This is a genomic window from Chitinimonas lacunae (assembly GCF_042650885.1).
In the GTDB taxonomy this organism is placed as follows: domain Bacteria; phylum Pseudomonadota; class Gammaproteobacteria; order Burkholderiales; family Chitinimonadaceae; genus Chitinimonas_A; species Chitinimonas_A lacunae.
Window position 1 is genome coordinate 599,758 of record NZ_JBHSBU010000001.1, and the last position, 23,756, is coordinate 623,513.

The following is a 23,756-nucleotide window of genomic DNA, read 5'->3' on the forward strand; positions in this document are numbered from 1 at the left end:
CGAACCGAATGCCACGGCGCGCCAGCTCGCAGCAACACGCACTGAACAGGCGCAGGCTACGGAACGTACAGACATGGGCGGTCACAGCTCGATCTCCCCGACAGCGGGGCGGACGACCTCGACGCCAACCAGCGCGGCGCCACTGCCGGGCAGATCGGCCCACGACGGGCGCATACCACCGGCAAGCATCTCGGCGATCAGCTCGCCCACCAGAACATCGGAATCAGCAGCAGGAACAGCGAACATTGACGGCTCCCAGCAGAGCGCCCGGCGCAGCCTGAGCGCGAAATAGAAAGCCCGGCGGCAGCCGGGCACGAGTGACCGTGCGCATGGGGATGGGCACGGCGTGGAGAAAGAAAAGCCCCGGCAGGGCGCCGGGAAGATTTATCAGCCTGTTGCGGTGAGGGGGCGGGCTGAAACAAAAGAAAGAGGCCCGTTCTTACGGGCCTCTTAAGGACAAGAATTAAGACGACTTTAGTCGGCTCTCCCTTAATTCTTTCAGTGTGTAAACATTTTTATTTTTGATGTTTTCGGGAATTAGGCCAAAGGCTTGGCTCCCGATTATTGCCTGTAGCGTTGAGACGCTTACATTTATTTTTTGAGCAATTTCCAGCAGGGAAAAATCCAGTCGATCCAGTAGGTAACACATGGCCGCTGGCAATAGTTCTGGCTGCTCAAAATTGATGTCGCGGTCCTCTTCCTCTCTTCGGGCTTCACCATTTCTGTTTAGGTGTATAACCCCGGTTTTATATTGTGAATCGGTCAACAAGCCCAATTGCCTGGCACGATAAAGCAAAGCTGCTTTACTTACGCGCCATGTTCGCTTGAATTCCGAAATTGCTTTCCAGTCAAAGCGCGAGCCTTTAGGTGCCGGAAAGTGGTCATACATCATTGTGCGGGGCACTAAAAACGCACCGGCAAAATGATTTGCTTCTCTTTCTGTCTCTGCATCTCCCGTTTTTTTGCCCACATGCAAAACCAAATGACCTATTTCATGGGCAATGTCGAAACGGATACGGCAAGCACTGCCTTTTTCTGCATTAAAAACGATAATAGGGCGCTGAGTTGGAATTGATAATGCATCTACTTGTTGAGACACACCATCAAAAGACAGAACTAACGCACCCGCTCTCTCAGCAACGCGAGGTAAATGGTTAATCGGACCTAAACCCAAGCCCCAGTAACTTCTACAATCTTCGGCCGCTTTTTCTATGGCGTTCGGATCTACGGAAGAAAACTCTGGAAAATTTGGTTTAGGCAAGCGCATGTGCTGGTCAAAGACTTCGACCAAAGAAAGAAGCATTCGCGCTTTGTAGACTGCATATAATTTGGCGCTAGCTTTGCTTGTTTTCAGGCTCCGAAAATGAACCTGCTCCTCTTCAAGCGCTTGGGTAAATGGCTGACGGAAGAACTGAGGTGTGACCCCCAGCTCTTCTGCCAGTCTCATCTCCAGGTCGCTATTGGGTTCGGCGCCACCAATCTCTAACTTATGCACGTACTGCCGTGAGGTATTTATCTTGGCCCCAAGATCATCTAAAGAAAGATCTTGGAATATACGTGCCAAGCGTAGATTGCTTCCGACGAACTTGGCTTCCATGGTTGGGTAATAATCTCCTTTTAAGTGCCGGTGTCCTCTTTGTTGTCCTTGTCTTGATCCTGCACAAGGTCATCAATACTGGCTGGCGATTGGTCAATGGCTTCGGGGATTTCAGACGCAACATCGTGCATCGGAATGACGATTGCCCGGCCGGAGCATTTCCAGCGGCAAACTTCGATATCGGATGCGTTATAACCAACTACGTGCACTGTAGGCTCAAACTGGATATCAGCGTCCAGCACCGCTTGGTCATTTTCTTGGTCTGCGACAATTGTGTATTCGATCAGAAATGCCCACCATTGAGGATGGTGGTCATCAACTGGGAATAAATGACCTTGAGTATAAATTTTGTCGCAGGAGTTTTTCTTGAAGACCCCAGGCTTCTGTGGATTGCTGGCGTCTTTCTCGTTAGAGAATCGGCAATGAGCATTGCCAATTTTGAATCTGAGATCGTTCCCGAAATGGGAAATGGTCAGCCATGCATTACTTCCAAGCTCTAATAGCTGCCGTTGAGCTTCTAGAATAATGGCTTGTTTCTCTCTGCCGAATGCACACGTTTCCCGTGTGTAGGCATTGTCTAATTCCGTACTGGTATCGCGAAGCGCTGTCATTCTCGCCCGGAGGAAAAGATGGGCAATATAGGACAATCGTTGATCGGTAAGTGCCGGGAAGTACTCGCACGGGTGGCGTTCAGACATGGTTCCTCTATTCTCGGTTGAATCAGTTAGCTAACAGCCATCTATGCAAACAGACAAGACTGTCAACCAAGCTGCATTCTACACCTGCATCACCCAATCTATGCAATAACTTGTTTCTGTCAACCGCGCGACTCATTCCAACGGGCTCAGCGAACCGGCTCGAAAAAGCGCCCTGCAGGCGCAGGGCAAAGGGGAGGAAAGCATCGGTGAGCCGCCGACCACGTCGCCGTTAGCGCTTGGCGGGATTGCCACGACATGGCAGCAGCTCACCGATGCCGGCTCAGGGAGCCGGCGCGGGTTACTCGGGCGTGCATTGGCTGGGCCGGATCTTGACCGTTGAGCCGTCGGCTTTGGTGACGATGACCCATTCGCCGGTCGCCCCCTTGTCGATTGCGGTCACGATGCCGCGCCCGTGGGCGTTGGCGGCTTTGAAGCTGACTGGCTTGTGCAGCAGGTCGGCGGCCTTCGGCGGCGGTGGTTTCTGGGGTCTAGTGCGCGGGCGGGCCATCTGTCGCTTCCTCCGCTGTATCTACCAAGTCGCCCGTCGGCTGCCGTTTCTGAGCGCGCAGCGGTAGGCCGTGGATCGTGAAGAATTTCCGGCGCGCGCTGAGCCAGGCTTTGTAGGGCCAGTAGCAGCGCTCACCAAAGGGATAAGCTGCGTCGATCGCGCGAGCGATTTCGTGCGGGTCTGTAGTGCCGGCGGCGATCAGACGGTTGCGGGTCTGGGTCATGATTTCCCAGGCGTCTTGAGCGCGGCTCATCGTCAGCAGCTCCGATAGAAGAAGCGGGGGATCGGCTCGCCTTCGGCCACACGCGCCGCCAGTTCCTGGCGGAACGAGGTCGTCTTGCCGCTCAGCCCGCTGCGGATCAGGTGGGTATCCAGCTCCTCCTCCGGCAGCTCACGAGCATTGCGCGCCCGCTCGATCAGCCAGCCCGACACGCCGGGTCGGTAGTACTGCGCTGTCGCGGCGGCGACCGCTTCGCCGACACTGCGGCCGGTCCACCACTCGCCGTCGTGAACCTCGATAATCTTGATGCCGTCGGCCACAGCGGCCGGCGCCAGTTGCGTCTCGTCCATCGGTTTGCCTCCTTTCGTGAACACGAAAAAGCCCTTCGAGAAAGGCGCTTTCGTGTGCCGCCAATGGCGGCCCGTCCCGAATCTCGCGCCCGGGCTGGCGCTGTCCACGTTCCCGCTGCGTCCTCTGCGTCAAAGGGTTGATCCCTATCCACGTCAGCCACCCCGCTGGCGGCATCGGCGTCGCATCGGCTTTGGGCCGTGGCGTTGTTTCTGTCGAGTTTTTAAAGAGCGATGGATGCAGCCGGCGCGTTGGCACCAGCCGCCCAGGCCGCTGCCGTCTCGGTCGCCACTAGGGCGCAAGAAGGCACCGGGCTGGGCGGCCCGGTTCAGATCAAGCGGCGAGGCGGTCGAATTCGTCGTCGAGTTCGCGCTGGATGAGGCGCTGCTCGGTCTTGCTTGTGGTGGACTTCAGGACTTGCGCGGTGACGTACTCGCGCAGCTCGGCGCGGAAGGCGTTTTCCAGCTCGATGGCAACGCCTACGGTTTCGCCGCTGGAGGCAGCGAAAAGGCGAACGACAATCATTGCGGCCGTGGGACTATTGCAGAGCCAGTGATCAATCTCGGCTGCATCCCTGGACATTGCGTCGAGGCGGGCTTCGACGGTGTCGGTGTCGATTTCTTGGGCGGTGGGGTAGTAGGACATTGCGGTTTCCTCCGTCGGTGTTGTTCGATGAAGGAAATGTACTCTTTTGAGTACGATACGTCAACAAGAAAATACTCTTTTGAGTACTCTTGGGTAAAAGAGAAACCCGCTCTTGGCGGGCTGATTTCTTGATCTTTCGTTCAGTCTCTAGAAGCTACAGCCTCAAGCTGCAGCATTACGGCTTCTGCGAGCGCCAATGCTGCGATGTGCAGTTCTTCAGATTCATAGTCTGGTAGAGGGGTAGCTTGCAGTCCTTCCGCATGTGCTGCTCGCTCTGATTCGTGATGACACAGCAGGCGAAGGATACCGTGTAATCCCCGAGCTGATCTCGATAGCGTATTTCCCTCGTGCCGCTTCAGAACAACATCTGTGCGAAAGGCATTTGCAGCAACTGCGCCAGCAAGCGTATTCATCGGTTCCTCTTCCTAAGTGGGGGACATTTAATTGTGACCCCATCGTAAAGAGGAATTTCCAAATAGTCGAGGGCGCATCGTAAACGATAAGTTTACACTTCAGTTTTTCTATACGGTGATTGCACCGTATCGGGCAGCCATTATTGCGGCTTGAATAGCCGAGCCAGCACCTAGCCGCTCTTTAATATTATTTAGACGAAAATGGACGAGCTTCATATCGAGGTTGACCCGATCCGCTATTTCAGCCGTCGAACACCCGTGAAATGCCCACTGCAGCAAACGCTTGTCGCCCGAGGTTAATTTCGACTCATAGTCGACGTGTGTATCAAATAAATCGACTACGACGCCAGCCAGCATATGCGTAGCCTGCTCAAGATCGCGTATCTGTTCATCCAACTGCTCGGCCGTGCCATCGAATGCTGTATCCCGCGTTAGAGACACCACCATGCGGCGAACACCACCAGGGCGAATAGGTGCAATTACACCGGAATGCAGCCCAGCTGCACTTGCGGCTTCCCAAATGTCACCAGCTTCTGCACGGAAATAAAGTTCCGGCCCCCATGCCTGAGTACGCGGTTTATCTTTCCGAATTGCCGCCAAAAGAGGGTCTCTCTGGGCATTCTCTTCTGTAGCCCATTCTCCAGATTCGTAGTTGTCGATAAACCAAGCCCGTTCCGAGGAGTCGGGGTTTATGTAACCTACCATGTAGGTATTGCAGCCAAACTTTTTGGCAAAAGATTTGACTTTCGTATCGATCTCGCTTTGCAATGAAATGCTCATCACTATTTCTTGAAGATTTTCCCGCAATCCCCGCATAACCCTTCCTCCCCACACAAGTCTTGGATTTTTACACGCCCTTAATAGGCATGTCCGTCGAGTTGCCACCATTGGGGGCTACTGGCGCAGCCGCGGCCATTTGGGGCGGCTTTACAGCGGTGGTCGGTGTTTCGATTTCGGTACTCTGCGTACCACCGGCCACAGCTTCCAGCTCAGACAGAGAGAGTTCAACGATTTCAGTTTGCTTCTGCATGGCGATGCCTTTCAAATTTCAAGAAGGGGCGAAAAGCGCACTATTTCGTGCAGCTTGAGCAAAACCGCAATACCGGCCGGTCGCGCATAAAAGATACGCTGAGCGGGATTATCTGGCATTTCGCTGTCATGAAGTGCAATTACGGGCACAACGCGCCCAGCGGCCGCCCTAATGGGCATTGCGATTTCGTCAGCATGATACCCCTGCACAATAACTGCGTCGGCACCAGGGCTCTCCGGCAGCTCGTGTTTTGCTCGCACCGAAGCCGTGAAATGATGCTGGGACAGGAATTTCGCGACTATCTCGGCGCATGTCCGGCTCTCAGCACAAATTACAACAGTGCAATTGCGACGCGGGTCTAGTTCGCCGGCACCTTCAATCCAGCGAAGGCGGTACACAGGTTCAATTGGTCCATCACCAAATGGCTCAAGCCAGAATTGTCCATCCTTTGTACGGACGATCAATTCATCGTCGCTGGCTGGAATCTCAGGATGCGGCTCGATACACACCGTTAGCGTCATTGAGCGGCGCCCGTCGCGGCCAACCAATATTTTCGCCCTAATCCGGGCTGCGCCCTCTAGGGCATCGTCGAGGATTGATCCAAGAGGAACGCCGAATGCCTCAGCCACCTGTCTGGCTACCGAAATGCTATCTGTCCCAGCTTTTAGAATGCGGTCGGCCATTTGTCTTGATCGGTCGAGGCGCCGCCCAAGATGCGACGCCCAGTGCCGGGGATTCGGCTCCTCGATTGCGATCAATTGCTCTAGGCCGAGCTGGAATGCCGACTTTTTGGTAGGTGCGTCCATGTATGGATAAATGGCTGAGCAGATCAAGATGCCATGCTGGCATTTATGAAAAGCTCCCGTCATCTGGCAGGGCTGACAGGTTTTGATATGAAGCGGTGGGGGATAGAAGGCAGGTGAGCAGATTCGCCGGGAAGTACTGCCGAATAGGCAGCTCAAAAAAGAAACGTCGACCGTGAGTAGTCGGCTTCAATCTTACCGACACTGCCGAGCAGGCAGCTTAGAAATGGTTCACCACCGGGTTAGGTTTGCCCTCAAGGTTCTCTGCCGCACAGGCAGTTCAGAAGGTAGCTGCCGCCGTCGCTGTCACCGTGTTCACTGCCGAGTAGGCAGCCCAGAAACGATTCTGGGTAGCTGAACACCCGGCTCGCCTCCTTCCGTCATTGAGCCCCGATCGCACGTCGGGGTTTTTGTTGAGACGATACCTTGTCCGATTCAAGATGATTCAATATGATTATTTTTGATCGAAACATCGGAGTAGTAACCATGGCTCAGACTGAAACTCGAACCCTTACGGCCCATGTTCCCGTTCCACTGGCGGACAAAGTGGATCAAATCGCTGAGCGTTTGGAGCGTTCGCGCGGTTGGGTCATCAAGCAGGCGTTGTCGGCCTGGGTAGCGCAAGAGGACGAACGGAATCGGCTCACCCGTGAAGCCTTAGCCGCTGTGGATGCGGGCGCCGTGATTGAGCACGCCGCCGTGCAAGCGTGGGCGGAGAGCCTTGGCACCGATGAACCATTACCGGCACCGCGTTGATGAAACTGAAGTGGACCAGCAAAGCACTGGACGATTTATCGCGACTTTACGAATTCTTGGCTTCGGCCAATAAGCCTGCAGCGGTGCGCGTCGTTCAGTCGCTGACCAGGGCGCCAGAGAGCCTGCTACAGCACCCGCGCTTGGGTGAGCAGCTCTTTGAATTTGAGCCGCGCGAGGTGCGCCGGTTGTTGGTGGGACAGTATGAGATACGCTACGAAATTCAAGATACAGCCATCTACGTGCTGCGGCTGTGGCATTGTCGAGAGGAACGGCACTAAGACAAAGCCTCACAAGTTCGAGGCTTTTATTTTGAAACTCTAAAACTACTATACCGTAGGGTTAAAATGTAGCGTAACAACCCTGTGCCTGATAGTGTAAGGCAGTCCGGTGCTTGGTAGAGTATGTGAACTATAAAAGCTGAGATGTTTTTTTAAGGGGCAATCCCAATCTTTGAAATCTTCAAGACTTCTTGATCTTAATTTGGCTCTCCAATTTTGCAGTATTTTTGTAGACTTCATGCCTCTGCAGTAGATGAGCAACCCTCCTACGTCCTGGCTTGGCTCGCCAGTAGAGTAACGATTGCATAACTGCTCAAATCCTTGATTTATCCATTCGGGACCGCGATCGAGTTTTGCCTCGCCAAGCCAAAGATATTGGCGGCAGGGGCTTCTTACTACGAGATCGCAATGCCCACCAATGCTAGGTTCATGTTCTGCATCATATTGTTTTTGACGCAGTCCAAATAGGATGTGGTTACTAAGTTCATCTTCGCTTTTGTCAAAATAAAATTGTTTCCTTTCTTGCATGTCGGTGATAATTTGTTCTAAATCATTATGGAGGCAGCCAAGGAAATCTTCATGGTTTTCTAGAAAGTGCAGGCGGAATGTATTCTTCAGAGCTGGGCGAGTAGCAAAAAGTCCTTCCAGGTAAGCAAGAGAACCTTCTTTAGACATCATTGGCCCTCCATGTGATCTTGGAAGGCAATAGAGTCTTTTCCAACTAATGCTTCGTAGTAGACAAATACTAAATCTTTAAAATTTGCAATGCGACTTCCATTTCTGGGATGGTACAAATATCCTTTTTTATATGCGGTGACAAGCTCTGACTTGTCAATCGTAATGTAATCATCATCTTCTTCATCTAAAAACTCATACTGCTGCACCAAAATGGAAAATTTCCCCATGCTTAAAAAATTCAAAACTGTTAAAAGTTCGGCATCATCATTTGATTGACCAATTGTTCGCAATCTTGAAAAGGTAAGGTGCTGTAAATTTTTAAGAGAAGTTGAGCGAAGATGATTAATTATATTTCGGCAAATGGCGAGCTGTGGTGAGTTGTCACCAAATAACTCGCCTATCTCGGATAAGACATTGTTTTCGGTTGTCATGAGTATGGTAGGTACTGCAAGACTCTTCCTAGTGTGTAAGTGTAGGTTGAGAAGTTCCAACAATCTAGAATTTTAACATAGTCGATAAAACTCTGCTGTTGAGCCAATAATTTCGAGTGACCGTTCAATATGATTGATGGGGAACCATTCTGAAAAATGGGAAGCAGGGCTGTAATCCCATAGATATCAATCGACGGAACAGATCTTTCACCGCCCGAGTGATAGTCATCATTGCGGACATCAAGTTTCTTTGAGCGTCCTCTGTTGGTATTGTCAAATCCCGCATCGTTCTGGTGTTGGAGGTTTTTTATTATTAGAGATCTGTCTTTGTAAATGTGACCGATAGCTTCGTATAAATTAAGTGGCAACTTTAAAAATTCTTTAATTCCACAAGCCTCGGCGTATGCATTTATTCTGGCTTGTGCGAGTACGCATAATTGCTTGATCTGTTTTTCGGGCATATGTTTTGCTCGATCGATTCGAAGTTCTACTAGCCCTGTTTCGGCATGAAGAGTTAAAGAATCAAATACTTGAAAGGTTATTTTTCTTTTTCCAAAAAATTCAGGGATGTCAGCGTAAGAGGCTAATATTTCTTCTTTAAGGTCGGAATTTAAAATTGTTACTTGTTCGTTAATCCATCTTCTTGAGCAGAAAACAACAGTTCTTTTTTTGTGAGACTCATAAATCTTGACGGGGATAAAATTTTCGGTCTGAGCTTTTAGCTCTTCTACCCCAAGGGGGGCTGGGTACGGCAATGTATAAGAATGGTCCGGGCGCAAAATTGACTCTAATTGCCTCGTGAAGTTATTGAGGTCTTCTCGGTCAGCCGACCAAAGCATTACAGCTTTATCGGCATAAAGAAGATTTTCTTTATAAATATTTTGCAATTCGTGAAAATGTGTATCTCCATCAGGTTTCATATCCATGACGTCGAGCAACTGTTCACGAGTCAGATCCCACCCTCTCGATACTGGTAAGCCAGCATCTTTAAGGGCTGATTTAAGATGGCTAAACATATCCCGGTCGGCTATTGCGTCCAGAAGCTTTTCTTGATTCATTCAGGAATTCTCTCGCGAAATTAGTTTTGCTTTACTCACGCGCATATTTGCTTGGCATATTGCGGGTGAGGTATGACCAGTTTGGCGGCGGATAATCGCAAGAGGCAAGAAAGCCCACAACTGACGACCATAACAGGTATGGCACGAAAACAACGAGTTTAGGTGGATATTTAAAGAAGGTGAATTAACAAACAAAAACCCGTCGAAGCGGGTGGGGATGCTATATGAGGTGGCCCTGCCAGGGATCAAATAGCCTTACCCCTGTTCGCTCAAAGTCTGCCGTGTTCCTTGTGACCACAGTCATGTCGTGATGGATCGCCGTCGCTGCGATCAGCGCATCTCGTTCTGAGCGCGGATCGGGAACGTGTAGCCGGGCGCAGCATAGCGCGACAGCTTCATCAATCGGTAGAATGCGACCTTTAAACTGGGGCAGCACCCGTTCGGTGATCCAGATGTTCAGCAGAGCGCCTTGGGCCGGATCGAAGCGCGCCTTTCGCAATGCCCCAATCTCCAATTCCATAACGGTGATCGCAGACAGGTAGAGGTCGTTCGGCGAGACGCTGCTTGACCATGCCATGACGTTACGGTCGCCCTTATCGCGTTTTCGAAGCTCGGAGACAACATTCGTATCAAGAAGGAACATTAGGAAAATTCCGCCGGCTTCAATTGAATGTCGATGCGCGGCGGATTGAAATCGATATCTTCGATGTCAGGCATCGCTAGCAGGTCGACGATGTTGGCTTGGCTGACATGCCCGCGAAGAGGCACCGTAGTCCTTGGACTGGCATCAAGAGAGGCAATGCGAGCAGAAAGCGCATCAATTTCTAGATGCAGTTGGTCGATCACTACTTGGATAGACTGCCTGGCGCGTTCAGTTTCCTTTTCTAGCACTTCCACCACAATAGAAACTTGCGCTTGCGCTTGATCGGTTGGAATACCAGCTTTTTCTAGCCGCTCCAGTAACTCGTGCGTGTCAAATGTAGAGGCCGTCATCACTATCTCCTTCGTACGCATTCCGCTATGCAGAAGGGTACCCTACCGTATAGCTCGTTTCGAGCTATAGTCTATCCCTAGTCTTTGAACGGTTGCGAGTCCTTAGAATGAGCTGCTGTTCGAGCCAATGCAAAAAGCCCGAACTCTTCGGGCTTTTTGCATTGGCGAAGGGCTGTGTGTTCGGCGCGGTGCGACAACGAGCTGAGGGCAGCCCAGTCGTAATCGTCATCGCTACCTACTTCTGTTCGGCCAGATACCGTATGTAGCGGGCAGCCTCAGCTTGGCGTGTTGGCGGAAGAGCAAGCAGGGCAGCAACGATTTGCTGAATATCAATAGCCGGCGGCGCTGCTTCTACTGTGGCTGGTAGATTAAGGGTGGCATGGTTGGCCTCCTTCCCAGAAAGAAGCCAAACAGGATCGCAATGCAGTATCTGCGCAACTTCATCGATTCGCTCGGCCGGCACTCGGGTTCTGCCGCTAATCCAGTAGCTGACCGTGGAGCGCGTTACACCCAGGTGTCGGGCAAGCTCCGCTTGGGTAATTCCTGCATTTTGTAGAGCCTCATCTAAACGTTCACATACGCTTGAAGTGCCGACCCCGTAGTTCTCATCTTGCTCTACCGGGCCAGCTCCGGCCCCCGTGGCAAGCCAAGTGGCATCTACTTTGAGTGCTGCAGCCGCACGGATCAGATTTTCGCCATCGATAGATTTTGTGCGGCCGTTCAGCCAGGCGTTAACACTCGGTGATTTGATGCTGATAGCTCGGGCCAGCTCAGATTGGCTCATTCCTGCATGCTTCAACGCCAAAGAGATGCGATCGGATAGAGCGCGCATTTTTATGCGGCTTTATTTACGGCTTCTTTAATATCGGCGTAAAAACGAGCTGCATCAATGTCGCTTAATTTTCCAATCGTGTTGGGATTAGAGCAGAGCTTGTACAAAGCCAAGTGGAAGGGCGAAAGAGCCTCTAAGCGTTGGTCCGCTTGCGCTTCATATTCCCCAGAGTTTTCTCTTACGACTGGAGCTTCTCGCGCTGCAGGCGACACCGCATAAAGCTCACTTTTCTCTCCCAGCCGTTTTGGACCGCGTCCAGTAGTAAGCCACATCGGCAAAACGTCCAGAAGTGCACAGACCTGCGGCAGGTGTTTACCGCCGATTGTTTCGTTTCGCCCATTGAACCAGTTGTTCACCGTAGAGCGTTGGATGGATAGCTCGGCAGCCAGCCGAGCCTGGGTTAGGCCGGCTTCCTGGGTTGCCTCAAGAATTCTGGTCGCTAGTGTACTCATATGCGTATATTCGCACAGCTTCTGTACCCATGGGGGGATTGTCCTTTTGTACTCTTTAGAGTACATTTGGGTGCAAAGGAGCTGTTTTGACATGGATACTCGTTTCCTCCTGAGCCGCTACGGCGGGTCACAGGCGCAAATCTGTCGTGCCCTCAATTTACCCAAAACTACCGTAAATGGCTGGTTTCGCCGGGGAGGAGTTGTCCCTGACGAGGCGCTTGGGCGTATCGCCAGACTATATCCGGAGCTTCTCCGCGCTTGGTGGCGCGAACAAAGCTCATCCGCTCCGAATGTAGCCGCCGCCCCCCAGAAAAAACACGTTCAGCGGAGCGGCCAATGAACGTCTCTGATGCCGCTTACGCTACCGTTCACGACTATCCCGGTGGCTCCGAATCACTTGGGCCACGCATCGGGATCAGCCCTGCCGTTCTCCGCAACAAAGCCAATCCCAACAACACTACACATCACTTGACGCTCAGCGAGGCCGTGCGCATTGCGGATGTCACGGGGGACTATCGTGTCCTGCATGCCTGGGCGAGCGGTGCTGGCTACATGCTGGTGCGGACTGATCGACTCGCTGGTGCCGCTGATCTGGACGTGCTGGGGGCTGTAACTGCCCTGTTCGCGCGAGCTGGAGAAGTAGGGGCAGCGTTCCATGCTGCAGTCGCCGACGGTCGAGTCGGTGCCGATGAAGTTCGCGCAGTGGAGCGCGAGGTGATGCGGCTTGCGACGGCGGCAGATGCTGGGCTTGCGGCGCTACGAGGTATGGCCGAGCCCGCCCCCACCGAGCGGGGCGAGTCGTGAGCGCCCGCCAACAACTCGACCTCTTTGCCGCCGGCGCTAGCCGTCTGCAGATGACCGACGCTATCGAGCTGACGATTCAGTCGCTCCAAGCCTACGGCCCCGACCATAACCACTGGGGTATCGCCTGGAGCGGTGGGAAGGACAGCATGGCGACACTGACGCTGATCACGTACCTGATCGACACCGGCAAGATCAAGGGGCCGAAGACGCTCAACGTTTTCTACGCCGACACGCGCTTGGAACTCGCCCCGCTCGCGATCGCGGCCGCACAGATCATCGACGAACTGGTCGAGCGCGGCATCCAAGTCGAAGTCGTCCGCGCACCGATGGATAAGCGGTTCCTCGTCTACATCCTTGGTCGAGGCGTCCCGCCGCCGAACAACAACACGCTGCGGTGGTGCACCCGCCAGATCAAGATCGACCCGATGGAGCAGGCGCTACGCGACCGGCTCGACGAACTCGACGGTCAGATCCTGATGATCACCGGCGTGCGCCAGGGCGAGAGTGCGATTCGTGATCGTCGCATCGAAATGTCGTGCGGTAAGGACGGTGCCGAGTGCGGGCAGGGCTGGTATCAGCAAGTACTGCCGAACGCTCAAGGGCTACGCGGTCGGATCGCCACGCTGGCGCCCCTTCTGCACTGGCGGGTTTGCCACGTCTGGCAATGGCTGCGCCACTGGGCGCCGACGCCCGAGTTCGGCGACTGGTCCACGGCGACCGTCGCGGATGCCTACGGCGGCGACGAGGCGGAAGAGATCAACGCCCGGACCGGCTGTACAGGCTGTCCACTTGCCCAGGAAGACAAGGCGCTCGACGCCATCCTTGCGAACCCACTTTGGGCTTACCTCACGCCGCTGAAGGGGCTGCGCCCGCTGTGGCGCGAACTACGGGAGCCGCAGCACCGCCTGCGCAAGGCTGGCGCCGAGCGCTTGAAGGACGGCAGCATCGCTGCGAACCCGCAGCGCATGGGACCGCTGACGTTCGAAGCCCGCCTTATGGGGCTGGACCGCGTCCTCGCCATCCAGGCCGAATGCAACACCGCCGCCCAAGTCCTGCGGCGCCCTCTGATTGACCTCCTCAACCCGGAAGAAGAAGCGCGCATCCGCGAGCTGATCGCCGCCGAGACTTGGCCGCAAGGCTGGGGCGGCGACGAGCCGCTGGCGACCGTGCCGCTCGACATCGTTTACCAGAACGGCGCGGTGCAGCCGCTGCTGTTTGGGGCTGACTGACCATGAACCCGATTCAACGGTATCTGGACTGGCGCCGCGAGCGCCGGATTGCCCGGTTGTCCGACGCCATGCTGGCCGCTTGGCACGCGGGTGATCGATCGGCAGCACGAATGCATCACGACGAAATGATGGCCGAAATCCGGGCACGTAGTGCCGCCCAGATCGGCCGGATGGAAGCCCGCAAACGGGTGCTTGGGAGGACAGTATGACCGCCACGGTAATGCGGCTCGACGATGTGCGTCGGGCCAGACAAGGAAGCGAAGGGCATCGGCGTATGGAAGAGGCTGGCGGCTTCGTGGCCATCCCCAATGCAGTGTTTGATGCCCTGCTGGAAGCGGATCTGCCAGGCCGGTGCCTGAAGATCGCGCTTGCCGTAGTGCGGAAGACTTACGGCTACGGCAAGGCTGAGGGCGACGACTGCACGATTCAGCAGCTTGCTGACCTCGCCGGTATTGATCGATCAGACGCATCACGTGCTTTTCACGCCCTCGTCGACGCCCAGGTCATCACGGCGCGCAAAGGCCGGTATGGCTCGGTGGTAGCAATCAATGACCCGCTCAAGTGGGACTTTTCCCCGTGGCAAAACACCACGGCCACCACCACGAACGTGGCAAAACACCACGCCGAGCCGTGGCAAAACACCACGCACAATAGACAACTCCAACAGACAAAAGAGAGTAAGCAAAAAAACGCGGGCGTGAGTGCAAGCACAGGCGCTGATCCTGTCCCGGCTGTCGGTGCTGTTGAACCGGCGTCAACCCCGGCTGCAAAACCGAAGGCTGTAGACGCATTGGCGGGCTTCGATGCGTTCTGGGCGGTCTATCCGAAGCGCAAGGGTAAAGCGCTGGCGCAGAAGGCTTGGCAGAAGCTGGCCCCTGATGCAGACCTGCAGGCCGCTATCGTGGCGGCTGTTGAGCGCCAGCGGCTGTCCACGGACTGGCAGCGCGACGGCGGCCAGTTCATCCCGCACCCTGCCACCTGGCTGAACGCGGCGGGCTGGCTCGACGAAGAGGCGAGCGTGTTGCCGTCCTGGTCGCCGACGCAAGCCGAGTTCATCGACATCCTGGCTGACGAACTGGGCGCGTTTGTGGTGGCGCCGAGCGAGTGGACGGCTGACCGCGCCAATGCGCTCGATGCCATGGTCGAGAAGATCCGCCAGAAGATCGTCGAGAAACACGGCGCCGAGGCGCTAGAGCAGAACCCCGACCTGCTGTTCCAGCGCATCCGTGCCGCCTTGAACTACACCGCGCGCCGCCTGGACCCGGCCAAATTCGGCGTCAAAACCTTCGACTGGTGGGCGCGGCCGTCAAACCGGGACCGCATCCACACTGGCGACTTCGACCGTGCCGACTTCCAGAGGGAGGCACGCTGATGGGCGCCGCTGCTGATCACCTCGAACACGACGCCGAAATCACGGCGCACGCCGAGCAGGCCATCATCGGCGGCCTGCTGGTCTGTAACGACGCCTACGACGACATCGCCGGCCAGCTCGCACCGTCCCACTTCGCCGATCACGCCAACGGCCTGCTGTACGCCGGCATTGCCCGGCTACTGGACGCCGGCCGCGGTGCCGATGCGATCACGCTCGGCGAACACTTGGAAGCCCGGGGCGAACTCGACCGCGCCGGTGGTCTGGCCTACCTCGCCGCGATCTCGAACAACATCCCTAGCGCAGCCAACCTCCGCCGCTACGCCGATATCGTTATCCAGCGCGCCACAGTACGCGGCGGGCTGCGGGCGGCGGCACACCTCATCGACAACCTGATGGGCGCCGGCAAGCAGGCACCCGCCGAGGCCCTGCTCGACGCGGCAGCCGAACTCGAAGCACTGACACAGCAGGGTGCCAGCGACGACATCATGACGTGTTCGTCCCAGCAACTGCTGGAGCGCGCCCTGCGCCGCCTCGACCGCCGTTACACCGAAGGCGAAGCGGCATCCAACCGGGTGCCGTCGGGCCTCAAGGGCCTGGACGCGAAGCTGGCCGGCGGCGGATTCGGCCGCGGCGAATTGATCGTGATTGCCGGCCGCCCCGGATCGGGCAAGTCGGTGCTGAAGTCGATCATTGCGGACGCCATCTCGATGATCGGCCACCGCAACGGCGGCCACGTCCTGCGCTTTGAGCTGGAGATGAGCGAGGAGCAGGACAGCGACCGCCAGCTTGCCGCGCATTCCGGCGTCGAGCTGAGCAAGCTGCAAGCGGCCGAACTCGACGACACCGACTGGGCACGGCTCACGGTGGCCACGAAGACGATCAACAACTTGCAGCAGACCATTGACTACCGGCCGGGCCTCACGCTCGCCCAGGTGCGCGCCAAGGCCCGCAAGGTCAAGCGCAAGCAGGGGCACCTTGCCGCAATCGTCGTGGACTACCTCCAGCTCATGCGCTCCCCGGGCGCCGAAAACCGCACCCAGGAAATCAGCCAGATCAGCGCGGGCTTGAAGGCGCTCGCGAAGGAGATGGACTGCCCGGTCTTCGCGCTGTCGCAGCTTTCGCGCGGCGTCGAACAGCGCGCCGACAAGCGCCCGCTGATGTCGGATCTGCGCGAATCGGGCGCCATCGAGCAGGACGCCGACACCATCCTCCTGATCTACCGCGACGAGCAGTACAACCCCGACTCGGCCGAGCGGGGCGTCATCGAAATCATCATCGGCAAGCAGCGCCAGGGGCGCGCGAACGAGACCGTTCGAGCGCAATGGGACGGCGCCTGCAGTCGCGTCCGCGACCTCGCCGCTGACTGGCGTCCTGCCGAGCCGCGCGCTCAGAAACCGAAATTCCGTAGCCATGAGGACCACGACCTATGACTTTCCGCCGTACTCCGACGGCAGCGGCCGGCGCCAAGAGAAAGCCGGGCAAGTTCAACACCGTGAGGGATGCGGATGGCTTCGATTCGAGGGCCGAGCGCGAGCACTACCACACGCTGCTCTTGGCCCAGAACGAGACCGCACCCGAGCGCCGTGTCGTGCAAATCGAGCGCCAGGTCAAGTTCGAGTTGATGCCGAGCCAGCGTATCGACGGCCGTGTCGTCGAGCGCGCCTGTACCTACTTGGCCGACTTCCGCGTCACGTTTGCCGATGGCCGGGTCGAGGTGCAGGACGTGAAGGCCATGAAAACGCTGCACTACATCATCAAGCGCAAGCTGATGCTCTGGCGCCATGGCATCCGGGTGGTGGAGATCGATCGGCGCCGCAAGCCGAAGGCCAAGCCAGCCGCAACGAAGTGAACAGGGCAGGCCGGCGGCCCGTGACGCCGGCGAGGAAGAAGGGGAAGAAGACGATGACGAAGCTGGAATTGGCGTACCTGGGGCTGGTCCTGCTGTCTTGCGCCGGCTTGCTGCTGTGCGCGGGCGCCTTGTTCGTGGTGGGCAAGGCGCTGGGTCGGCAAGTGGACGAGGTGAAAGCGCTTCAGGCACGCATCGAGGGCATCGAGGACCGCTCGACCGCGGCGGTGAAGGTGGCGTGCAAAGCCATGCGCCGGCTCGGTCAAGTCGAGTCGGAATTGACCGAGCGCCGGGCCGATGTGGACGAGCTGCGCGAACGGGTGGGCGACGTCGAGCTGAAGGCGGAGGGACAGGGGCAGTGGTTGCGTAGCGTTGAAGAGCGCGTGGGTCGGCTGATTCGACGCCGGCATAAGACGGTGGTGCCGCTGACGAAGGGCGGGAGCGTCGTCGCGCGGTCGTATGGCGGCAGGACGCTGACGTTGCGGGATGCGCAGGGGTGATCAGGGCGGCCAGCCGGCGGGCGGCGCCGGCACTAAGGAGGAAAAGAGCATGCAAAAGCAGAATAAGACGCAGTGGGCTGTTGGGGCTGTAGCGCTGGTATTCGGTCTGTTGGTTGGGCTGCAGGTCGAGGGCGTTGCGCTCGGGTGGCTTGTGGTGACCGCGCCGGCGTGGGGCGGGGTGATCGTAGCCCTGGTCGGCGCGACGGTGCGCGAAGTATCGATGGTCGGTGGCGCCTTGGACGAGCCGACGCGGGTTGATGAAGTGGCGGGCGTGGCCTGGGCGGCTGCGTCGCAGATTAAGAAGAGAGGGAAGAATCGTGCAAGAACCGATGTGGGACAAGCTTTCGGCGGTTATGGTGTTCGCCTACCGCTTCGCGGGGCAGCAACACGCGCGAGCGCCGTCTATTGATCCGACACCAATGGGGAGCGGCAAAGGGCTTGCCGGCTTGGATGGTGCCGGTGAGTCTGCGGCGATTCTTCGCAAAGCGGGGTCGCTCGGGAAGGTGAGGGAGGCGGCGCTCCGGGCGCGCTTCGGCGAGCAGATGACGAAGTGCCCTTGCTGCCCCAACTCGATGCCCATTGACGAGTGGCTGGGCGTGCTCACCCTTTTGACCACCGAGGTCGCCATGGTGGCCGCGCCTAAGTGCCATCCAAGGCTGGCGATGGCACTGGTGATGCGTCATTTCCTGCCCAAGGGCGGCAAAGCCACATTCGAAACCATCGCCAAGAACCACAGCAGCAGCGTCGACCAGGCGCGACGCCACAGTCAGAAGATCGTCGAGGCGCTGAAAAAGGTCGAGGCTGAGGCTCACGACGAGATGTCGACCATGTTGATTTGCGCTGGATTGCTGCCTAATTGTTGTTGAGCTATTTGATTGTTCGCTATTGAATCGCCGAAACATCCGGCGTATAGTCGGCTCTTGAGATACACCGACTTATTGCGTCTACCGCACGCAGTCCCGCAAAAAACCTCGCTTCGGCGGGGTTTTTGCGTTTCTGCGCCATCCCTTTTGCGTCCTGAGCGGGACGCTGCCGCCGACGCCACGGCGGCTTTTATTTCGGGCCCTGCCATGACCGAGACCTATTACTTGCAGCTCAGCTCCAGCGGCCGGCTCTTGCTCGACGACCACCTGCACCATGACGCCGAACTGCTGGCGACCACCGAGGCCACCGCCTGGATCGATGCCCGGACACAACTCAAGGCAGATATCGAGCGTGCGGAAGCGGACGCCCGGGCACGCTGTCCCGGGTTTTGGTGGGGATGGCCGGCTTGATCCTCGGTGCGCTGGTGCCATGCTGGAAGCCCAACAACCAGCAGGAGGAAGTCATCGTGCAACCACAACAAATTCCCACCTGGGTCACTTCTTTGCAGCACACCTTAATAACCAAACTCAAAGGCAGGGTTAGCCAAGGAGATGCGTTTCTCGGCAAGTTCGATATAGATGCGTATAAGTCCGGTTTTCATCCCAATTTAAGTTACTCGGATGGGACCTATAAATTTGCGGTCTCTTTGGTGAGTTCCAAAAGTTCAAAATTTGTTATGCAGTTATCCTTTGAAATCAAGGATTCGTCAGCGCGAGAGGTTTGTTTTTTGGAGGTCGGAAGAGAAAGGGTGACGAGCCAAAAAGCGCAGGCGTTCTGCTCGCAAGACCTTGACGATGTGATAAACCATGTCTGGGGCAGGATGGAATCCAGAAGAGGCGAAATTGCTGCCTGGGTTAACGAGGACGAGAAATCCGCAGGGCCAGTTTTGACTCGCCAGTTTTAGAGCTAGAGCACCAAGAAGCATCAGTTCCAATGCCCGCCCAGTGCGGCGACGAGCTACTGACCCCGCTGCTGCACTTGCACCACCTGCACCACCTGCACCCACACGCCCGCCACGCGCGGGCGCTTCCATTTCAAGGGCACGCCATGCAAACGACGCCGGTAACCATGCTTTCGACCACACAGGCCATCCTGGGCGAAGACTTCCACAAGCAGCGCCAAGCCGCCCATTACAACCTCGAAACCCTGGCGCACCGTTTTCGGGCTGATGTTGCGCTTGGCAAGGCCGGGGCGGCGCTTCAGAAGCTGTATGAACTGGGCGACATCGAGGACTTCCGCGAACTCATCGAGTCCCTGCGGGCATACGAGCAAGAGCTGGTGCGCCGCCCGGTCACCGAACTGGACGGGCAACAGGTCTTCGAGGTGACGCGTTGCGCCAACCACCTGCACCAAGAGCTGGTCGAGCTGATCAACCTCATCGAGCGCGCGTAGTGAGCATCCCGCCCTTTCGCGCGCCGGCCGATCCGAACGCCCCGGCCACGACACCGGACCCGGAGCGGGAGGCGGCCATGAGCCGATACCACGCCCGCTTCCGCGCCGAACTCGAATGGCGCCGGCAGCGGACGTTCGGCTACTGGGTCGGGCAGCCGCTCAAGTGGCTTAGGGCCGTGGCCCTGCCGGCCTGGTCGTAGCGCCCGTCACCCACACCCAGCCCCGCCCATGCGCGGGGCTTCTTCTTTTCCCCCAGGACAACAAGGCCATGACGCTGAAAGAGCAATTCCGATTGATTCTGGCCCTGCTGTGTAGCAACAAGCCGATCTACATGCTGGGCAGTCACGCCATGATCACCTTTGACTGCATTTTCATGGACTCGGTGTTAGGAAGGCACGGGCGCTGGTGTCTGAAATGTCTGGATAAGAGTGACATCCGGCGGCGGTGTCGAATCATCGCGCTTTGCGACTGGGCCGCCTCTGCCCTTCCGGGAGGAGCCATCGTTCTTGCCGCGGGGTACGAAGCATATTTCCGCGATCGGGATGGCTATTGGGAGTTCCAGCAGGCAGCGAGCGTCCGCGGTCTCCAGGTGGTAGACCTGGACTGTTTCGACCGCCAGCGCAACGAATCGCAAGAGCTGGCCGACCTCCTAAAAGACTTAGCCCTGCCGTCACGCGCGGGCCCATTTCCACGAAAGGCAAACCATGACCAGCACCCCGGAGCCTTTGCTGCCGATCCTGACCATGATGCGGGACCTCGACGCCCATAACCGCGTGCACATTGGCCTGTGGGACAGCCTGTACGCGTTCACAGCGTGCCATCTGAGCAAGAGCCGATGGGCCGATATTGCCCTGGAGCGCTTCAAGGGGCGGAAAGCGGACGAGCGTGCCCATGCACCCACCAGTACGGCGTTTGAAGGTGAGGGGCAAGCGCTGATTGGCGGGGTAAGGCGCTGCGAGGCGTTCGACGTACCGCATATAAGCGCACACGGGCGGGCACAGCGGTGATCCTGGCGACTCAGACGGTGTTCAACGGCAGGACATACGGCAACTGCTTCTCGGCCTATCTGGCTTCCACCCTTCAAGCACCAATCGACTGCATTCCCCACTTCATGCACGACGGGCCTACACGAGATGTATGGCTACAGCGCGTCAATACGTGGCTACAGCCGTTCAACCTGGGATACGTCGACCTGGCCAATACGTTCGACCCCAAGAGAAGCGGGCTTAGTGGGCTGCATCACGAGTGGCGTGGCAGGACAGGCGAGAACACCTGGCATTCGATGGTCGCTGTCGACGATGTGGTGGTGCATGACCCCGATCCCCATGGCGTTCAACTGGTGAGCGAGGACCGAGAGGTAGGCGTGCTGATCGTGCTGCAGCCCAGCAGGCCAATTCGATTGCCGAGGTGGTGGACGGTTTGGCGATGGTGGCGGCGACTGGCGATGTGGGTCGGTCGGCGATGACGACGGGTCGGCCTCACGTGTACGCACGTCCACGCGCGCACCTGCACGCACGCACACACACGTGCGCGCGTAAGCGAGGGGACCCTGGGGATTTGAGGCCGTTGCGGGGGCGCGGACCCGCGAGTTTTCGCTAGTCACAGACCCCTATAGGGGGTTCCGCTTCCGGTTTTGGCTTAAAGGGAAAAATATGCCGACGCAACAAGAGCTTGGCGAGCACCTGGATTTATCCGATCGGCAAATTCGGGAGCTGCAACGGCTGAAAGTGTTTCCGAAGGGTTCCGGTTTTGATGAGGCGCGGATTGCTTATATCCGGCGTCTACGTGAACAGGCTGCCGGCCGGATGGGCAATGGCGGGGGTTTGGACCTCACGAATGAACGCGCCCGGCTCGCCGCTGCGCAGGCGGACAAAACCGAACTCGAATTGGCCCAGCTTCGAGGCGAATTGATCCCGCTGGCACAGGCGCAGGACGCTTGGTCGGCAATGGTCGGTGCCTCACGCGCCAAGTTTTTGACGCTGGCCGCTCGCTTGGCGCCGCGCGCCGTGGGGATGACGGAACAGCAAATCGAACGGCTGACACGCGACATGGTTTATGAGGCGCTGGCCGAGTTGGCCGCCTGGAAACCTGAAGGTGCAGACGATGAACCAGATGCAGACGCAGGCCATTCGGCAGGTGATGCCGATATGGGCGCCGCCGCCGACGCTGACGGTTAGCGAATGGGCCAACCTCTATCTCCACCTGTCGCCTGAAGACAGCGCTGAACCGGGTCGGTACAGCACGGATCGGGCGCCATACCAGAAGGGCATCCTTGACGCCTTCAATGAAGAGGTCGAGGAAATCGTAGTCAAAAGCTCGGCGCAGGTCGGGAAGACGTTGGTCATCAAGGCCGTCATCGGCTACTACATGCATCTCGATCCGGCGCCGATGCTGTCTGGCCAGCCGACGGTGGAGATGTCGGAGACGTTCTCCAAGGATCGCTTGGCGCCCATGCTGCGAGATACGCCAGTCTTGCGCGGATTGGTGCGCGATCCCAAAAGCCGGGATAGCGGCAACACCATCTTGCATAAGACATTTCCGGGCGGACATCTGACGATGATCGGCTCGAACGCGCCGGCGGGGTTGGCGTCTCGGCCGATCCGCATCGTCGTTGGCGACGAAATCGACCGTTGGGCCAGATCGGCGGGGACTGAAGGCGATTCGACGCGGCTGGTGCGAAAGCGCACGGTCACCTTCCGTGACCGCAAGCGATTGGGCTGGTTTTCGACACCGACCATCAAGGGCTACAGCCGGATCGATGAGTTCTGGCAGGCGTCCGACCAGCGCCGCTACTACGTGCCCTGCCCGCACTGCCAGCACATGCATGTCCTGTTGTGGGGAAACCGGTCGATCCTCAACGACGACCCCGACACCATGCACATGGCCTGCCCGAAGTGCGGCGGCCTAATCTCGGACGCGGATAAACCGCAGATGCTGGCGCGTGGAGAGTGGCGGAAGGAGAACCCCAAGAGCCGTATCGCTGGCTTCTGGCTCAACGAGCTGTACTCGCCTTGGCGCAAATTCCGCGAGGTGGCCGCCGACTACTATGCGGCCCTGGGCGATCCGACCGCGATGCAGGTCTGGACGAACACCTCCATGGGCGAAGTCTGGGACGGCGGGGGCGAACAGGTCAGTAGCGAATCGCTGGCCAAGCATCGCGAGAACTACGACGGCGATTGCTTGCCGGCCGACGTGCTGTGCATTACGGCTGGTGTTGATACCCATCCTGACCGTCTGGAACTGGAGGGTGTTGGCTGGGGTGTTGGCGAAACATCTTGGGGTATTGAGCCGATAGTTTTCCGAGGCAAGACGGCGGAAGAGGCCGTCTGGAAGGAGCTGGACGAATTCCTGCTCAAGGCCCGTTACCAGACCGAAGACGGCCGCAGCCTGCGCATCTTGGCGACCTGCATCGATTCGGGCGGCAGCTCCACCCAGCAGGTCTATGAGTTCTGCACACCTCGCGCCGCGCGAAACATCTGGGCCATCAAAGGCATCGAGGGGCCGCGGCCGGTCTGGCCGCGAAAGCTCAGCAAGTCGAAGAAATACGTCGGCCATGTGGTCAGAATGATAGGCGTGGACACGGCGAAATCGACGGTCTACGCCCGCTGGGAGATCGAGGAAGGGCGCCCCGGCTACTGCCACTTTTCGTCGGCCTACGACGAGGAATGGTTCAAGCAGGCCACCTCCGAAACGCTGGTGACCAAGGTTGATGAGCGGGGTCGCGAAACGCGCACCTGGAACAAACCCAAGGGCGTCCGCAACGAAGGTCTAGATTGCCGGGCCTACGCCTATGCCGCGCTTGAGGGTCTGAAAATCGAACGCCGCTTGCGGCTGACACGACGCAAGGCCGCCGCCGAGCCGGTCGAAACACCTCCGCCCGACGATCCGCCTCCATCGGCACCACCACCAGAACCCACCAAAGCCCCGCCGCCGAGCGGGGCTTCTTCTTTGCAGCGCCGCCGGCGCACGGCCGCCGCATCAGGCCGCCTGCGACGTAGATCGTAGATAG

The 23,756-nt window shown here is 57.5% G+C and carries 37 protein-coding genes; 19 read left to right on the forward strand and 18 right to left on the reverse strand.

Translation table 11 applies throughout. The annotated features are described in order from the left end of the window. Positions 1-81 precede the first annotated feature (81 nt). The 11 genes from ACFOW7_RS02595 to ACFOW7_RS02645 all read right to left on the reverse strand — a co-directional run bounded on the left by ACFOW7_RS02595 (position 82) and on the right by ACFOW7_RS02645 (position 6,142). Positions 82-246, reverse strand: coding sequence for a hypothetical protein (locus tag ACFOW7_RS02595; RefSeq protein ID WP_378160699.1), 165 nt, complete (start codon positions 244-246; stop codon positions 82-84). A gap of 217 nt (positions 247-463) precedes the next feature. Beyond that, positions 464-1,597 (reverse strand): helix-turn-helix domain-containing protein, encoded by a 1,134-nt coding sequence (locus ACFOW7_RS02600; RefSeq protein WP_378160701.1) that lies wholly within the window; start codon positions 1,595-1,597, stop codon positions 464-466. 20 nt (positions 1,598-1,617) lie between these two features. Continuing rightward, on the reverse strand, positions 1,618-2,295 hold the full coding sequence (locus ACFOW7_RS02605; protein ID WP_378160703.1) for a hypothetical protein: 678 nt from the start codon (positions 2,293-2,295) through the stop codon (positions 1,618-1,620). Between the two features lie 298 nt (positions 2,296-2,593). Next, complete coding sequence (locus ACFOW7_RS02610) at positions 2,594-2,803, reverse strand: hypothetical protein (protein WP_378160705.1); 210 nt, start codon at positions 2,801-2,803, stop codon at positions 2,594-2,596. Beyond that, positions 2,784-3,056 carry a hypothetical protein gene (locus ACFOW7_RS02615; RefSeq protein WP_378160707.1) on the reverse strand — a complete coding sequence of 91 codons (273 nt, stop codon included), beginning with the start codon at positions 3,054-3,056 and terminating at the stop codon, positions 2,784-2,786. The genes ACFOW7_RS02610 and ACFOW7_RS02615 overlap by 20 nt, the downstream gene beginning before the upstream one ends. 2 nt (positions 3,057-3,058) lie before the next feature. Continuing rightward, a complete protein-coding gene (locus ACFOW7_RS02620; protein WP_378160709.1) occupies positions 3,059-3,397 on the reverse strand; it encodes a hypothetical protein in 339 nt (112 codons plus the stop codon). A 307-nt stretch (positions 3,398-3,704) separates the two neighbouring features. Next, positions 3,705-4,016, reverse strand: a complete 312-nt coding sequence (locus ACFOW7_RS02625; RefSeq protein ID WP_378160711.1) for a hypothetical protein — start codon at positions 4,014-4,016, stop codon at positions 3,705-3,707. 140 nt (positions 4,017-4,156) lie between these two features. After that, positions 4,157-4,429, reverse strand: coding sequence for a hypothetical protein (locus tag ACFOW7_RS02630; RefSeq protein ID WP_378160713.1), 273 nt, complete (start codon positions 4,427-4,429; stop codon positions 4,157-4,159). A 108-nt stretch (positions 4,430-4,537) separates the two neighbouring features. Then, positions 4,538-5,209, reverse strand: a complete 672-nt coding sequence (locus tag ACFOW7_RS02635; RefSeq protein ID WP_378160715.1) for a helix-turn-helix transcriptional regulator — start codon at positions 5,207-5,209, stop codon at positions 4,538-4,540. Positions 5,210-5,276: 67 nt separating this feature from the next. After that, entirely contained in the window at positions 5,277-5,459 is a 183-nt protein-coding gene (locus tag ACFOW7_RS02640) for a hypothetical protein (protein ID WP_378160716.1), read from the reverse strand. Positions 5,460-5,470: 11 nt separating this feature from the next. Further along, positions 5,471-6,142, reverse strand: coding sequence for a hypothetical protein (locus tag ACFOW7_RS02645; protein WP_378160718.1), 672 nt, complete (start codon positions 6,140-6,142; stop codon positions 5,471-5,473). A gap of 606 nt (positions 6,143-6,748) precedes the next feature. Here ACFOW7_RS02645 and ACFOW7_RS02650 point away from each other — a divergent pair. Both ACFOW7_RS02650 and ACFOW7_RS02655 read left to right on the forward strand, forming a co-directional pair. Then, a complete protein-coding gene (locus ACFOW7_RS02650; RefSeq protein WP_378160720.1) occupies positions 6,749-7,018 on the forward strand; it encodes a CopG family ribbon-helix-helix protein in 270 nt (89 codons plus the stop codon). Further along, positions 7,018-7,296: a type II toxin-antitoxin system RelE/ParE family toxin gene (locus tag ACFOW7_RS02655; RefSeq protein ID WP_378160722.1), complete on the forward strand. Its 279-nt coding sequence runs from the start codon at positions 7,018-7,020 to the stop codon at positions 7,294-7,296. The genes ACFOW7_RS02650 and ACFOW7_RS02655 overlap by 1 nt, the downstream gene beginning before the upstream one ends. 48 nt (positions 7,297-7,344) lie before the next feature. Here ACFOW7_RS02655 and ACFOW7_RS02660 read toward each other — a convergent pair whose 3' ends face one another. From ACFOW7_RS02660 to ACFOW7_RS02690, 7 genes are all read right to left on the reverse strand, one after another. Then, positions 7,345-7,974, reverse strand: a complete 630-nt coding sequence (locus ACFOW7_RS02660; protein WP_378160724.1) for a hypothetical protein — start codon at positions 7,972-7,974, stop codon at positions 7,345-7,347. Continuing rightward, positions 7,971-8,405 (reverse strand): hypothetical protein, encoded by a 435-nt coding sequence (locus tag ACFOW7_RS02665; protein WP_378160726.1) that lies wholly within the window; start codon positions 8,403-8,405, stop codon positions 7,971-7,973. Before ACFOW7_RS02665 ends, ACFOW7_RS02660 begins: the two co-directional genes overlap by 4 nt. Continuing rightward, a complete protein-coding gene (locus tag ACFOW7_RS02670; RefSeq protein WP_378160728.1) occupies positions 8,402-9,463 on the reverse strand; it encodes a hypothetical protein in 1,062 nt (353 codons plus the stop codon). The genes ACFOW7_RS02665 and ACFOW7_RS02670 overlap by 4 nt, the downstream gene beginning before the upstream one ends. Before the next feature lie 220 nt (positions 9,464-9,683). Next, positions 9,684-10,106 carry a type II toxin-antitoxin system VapC family toxin gene (locus ACFOW7_RS02675; protein WP_378160730.1) on the reverse strand — a complete coding sequence of 141 codons (423 nt, stop codon included), beginning with the start codon at positions 10,104-10,106 and terminating at the stop codon, positions 9,684-9,686. Beyond that, positions 10,106-10,456: a hypothetical protein gene (locus tag ACFOW7_RS02680; RefSeq protein WP_378160732.1), complete on the reverse strand. Its 351-nt coding sequence runs from the start codon at positions 10,454-10,456 to the stop codon at positions 10,106-10,108. The genes ACFOW7_RS02675 and ACFOW7_RS02680 overlap by 1 nt, the downstream gene beginning before the upstream one ends. A gap of 235 nt (positions 10,457-10,691) precedes the next feature. Continuing rightward, the gene (locus ACFOW7_RS02685) at positions 10,692-11,288 is read right to left on the reverse strand and encodes a helix-turn-helix domain-containing protein (protein ID WP_378160734.1); all 597 of its coding nucleotides are present in this window, start codon (positions 11,286-11,288) and stop codon (positions 10,692-10,694) included. 2 nt (positions 11,289-11,290) lie between these two features. Further along, complete coding sequence (locus ACFOW7_RS02690; protein WP_378160736.1) at positions 11,291-11,833, reverse strand: helix-turn-helix domain-containing protein; 543 nt, start codon at positions 11,831-11,833, stop codon at positions 11,291-11,293. 243 nt (positions 11,834-12,076) lie between these two features. Between ACFOW7_RS02690 and ACFOW7_RS02695 the strand changes: the two genes are divergently transcribed. The 17 genes from ACFOW7_RS02695 (at position 12,077) to ACFOW7_RS02775 (ending at position 23,752) form a co-directional block, all read left to right on the forward strand. After that, positions 12,077-12,544, forward strand: a complete 468-nt coding sequence (locus tag ACFOW7_RS02695; RefSeq protein WP_378160738.1) for a phage regulatory CII family protein — start codon at positions 12,077-12,079, stop codon at positions 12,542-12,544. Beyond that, entirely contained in the window at positions 12,541-13,773 is a 1,233-nt protein-coding gene (locus ACFOW7_RS02700; protein ID WP_378160740.1) for a phosphoadenosine phosphosulfate reductase domain-containing protein, read from the forward strand. The genes ACFOW7_RS02695 and ACFOW7_RS02700 overlap by 4 nt, the downstream gene beginning before the upstream one ends. 2 nt (positions 13,774-13,775) lie before the next feature. After that, positions 13,776-13,982 (forward strand): hypothetical protein, encoded by a 207-nt coding sequence (locus ACFOW7_RS02705; RefSeq protein WP_378160742.1) that lies wholly within the window; start codon positions 13,776-13,778, stop codon positions 13,980-13,982. Then, positions 13,979-15,145: a replication protein gene (locus ACFOW7_RS02710; protein WP_378160744.1), complete on the forward strand. Its 1,167-nt coding sequence runs from the start codon at positions 13,979-13,981 to the stop codon at positions 15,143-15,145. The genes ACFOW7_RS02705 and ACFOW7_RS02710 overlap by 4 nt, the downstream gene beginning before the upstream one ends. Further along, the gene (gene dnaB / locus ACFOW7_RS02715) at positions 15,145-16,575 is read left to right on the forward strand and encodes a replicative DNA helicase (RefSeq protein WP_378160747.1); all 1,431 of its coding nucleotides are present in this window, start codon (positions 15,145-15,147) and stop codon (positions 16,573-16,575) included. Before ACFOW7_RS02710 ends, dnaB begins: the two co-directional genes overlap by 1 nt. Next, the gene (locus tag ACFOW7_RS02720; RefSeq protein ID WP_378160750.1) at positions 16,572-16,994 is read left to right on the forward strand and encodes a DUF1064 domain-containing protein; all 423 of its coding nucleotides are present in this window, start codon (positions 16,572-16,574) and stop codon (positions 16,992-16,994) included. Before dnaB ends, ACFOW7_RS02720 begins: the two co-directional genes overlap by 4 nt. Before the next feature lie 53 nt (positions 16,995-17,047). Further along, a complete protein-coding gene (locus tag ACFOW7_RS02725) occupies positions 17,048-17,491 on the forward strand; it encodes a hypothetical protein (protein ID WP_378160752.1) in 444 nt (147 codons plus the stop codon). 49 nt (positions 17,492-17,540) lie between these two features. Further along, positions 17,541-17,900, forward strand: coding sequence for a hypothetical protein (locus ACFOW7_RS02730; protein WP_378160754.1), 360 nt, complete (start codon positions 17,541-17,543; stop codon positions 17,898-17,900). Continuing rightward, on the forward strand, positions 17,845-18,357 hold the full coding sequence (locus ACFOW7_RS02735; protein ID WP_378160756.1) for a hypothetical protein: 513 nt from the start codon (positions 17,845-17,847) through the stop codon (positions 18,355-18,357). The genes ACFOW7_RS02730 and ACFOW7_RS02735 overlap by 56 nt, the downstream gene beginning before the upstream one ends. A 204-nt stretch (positions 18,358-18,561) precedes the next feature. Next, positions 18,562-18,765 carry a hypothetical protein gene (locus ACFOW7_RS02740; RefSeq protein WP_378160758.1) on the forward strand — a complete coding sequence of 68 codons (204 nt, stop codon included), beginning with the start codon at positions 18,562-18,564 and terminating at the stop codon, positions 18,763-18,765. Then, entirely contained in the window at positions 18,753-19,259 is a 507-nt protein-coding gene (locus ACFOW7_RS02745; RefSeq protein WP_378160760.1) for a hypothetical protein, read from the forward strand. The genes ACFOW7_RS02740 and ACFOW7_RS02745 overlap by 13 nt, the downstream gene beginning before the upstream one ends. A 143-nt stretch (positions 19,260-19,402) precedes the next feature. Next, positions 19,403-19,747, forward strand: a complete 345-nt coding sequence (locus ACFOW7_RS02750) for a hypothetical protein (RefSeq protein ID WP_378160762.1) — start codon at positions 19,403-19,405, stop codon at positions 19,745-19,747. A 77-nt stretch (positions 19,748-19,824) separates the two neighbouring features. Further along, positions 19,825-19,947 carry a hypothetical protein gene (locus ACFOW7_RS02755; protein WP_378160764.1) on the forward strand — a complete coding sequence of 41 codons (123 nt, stop codon included), beginning with the start codon at positions 19,825-19,827 and terminating at the stop codon, positions 19,945-19,947. Positions 19,948-20,015: 68 nt separating this feature from the next. Beyond that, positions 20,016-20,516 carry a hypothetical protein gene (locus ACFOW7_RS02760; RefSeq protein ID WP_378160766.1) on the forward strand — a complete coding sequence of 167 codons (501 nt, stop codon included), beginning with the start codon at positions 20,016-20,018 and terminating at the stop codon, positions 20,514-20,516. A 255-nt stretch (positions 20,517-20,771) separates the two neighbouring features. Next, complete coding sequence (locus ACFOW7_RS02765; RefSeq protein WP_378160768.1) at positions 20,772-21,212, forward strand: hypothetical protein; 441 nt, start codon at positions 20,772-20,774, stop codon at positions 21,210-21,212. Between the two features lie 187 nt (positions 21,213-21,399). Continuing rightward, on the forward strand, positions 21,400-21,924 hold the full coding sequence (locus ACFOW7_RS02770; protein ID WP_378160770.1) for a hypothetical protein: 525 nt from the start codon (positions 21,400-21,402) through the stop codon (positions 21,922-21,924). Continuing rightward, the gene (locus tag ACFOW7_RS02775) at positions 21,851-23,752 is read left to right on the forward strand and encodes a phage terminase large subunit family protein (protein ID WP_378160772.1); all 1,902 of its coding nucleotides are present in this window, start codon (positions 21,851-21,853) and stop codon (positions 23,750-23,752) included. The genes ACFOW7_RS02770 and ACFOW7_RS02775 overlap by 74 nt, the downstream gene beginning before the upstream one ends. The last annotated feature ends 4 nt before the right edge of the window (positions 23,753-23,756 follow it).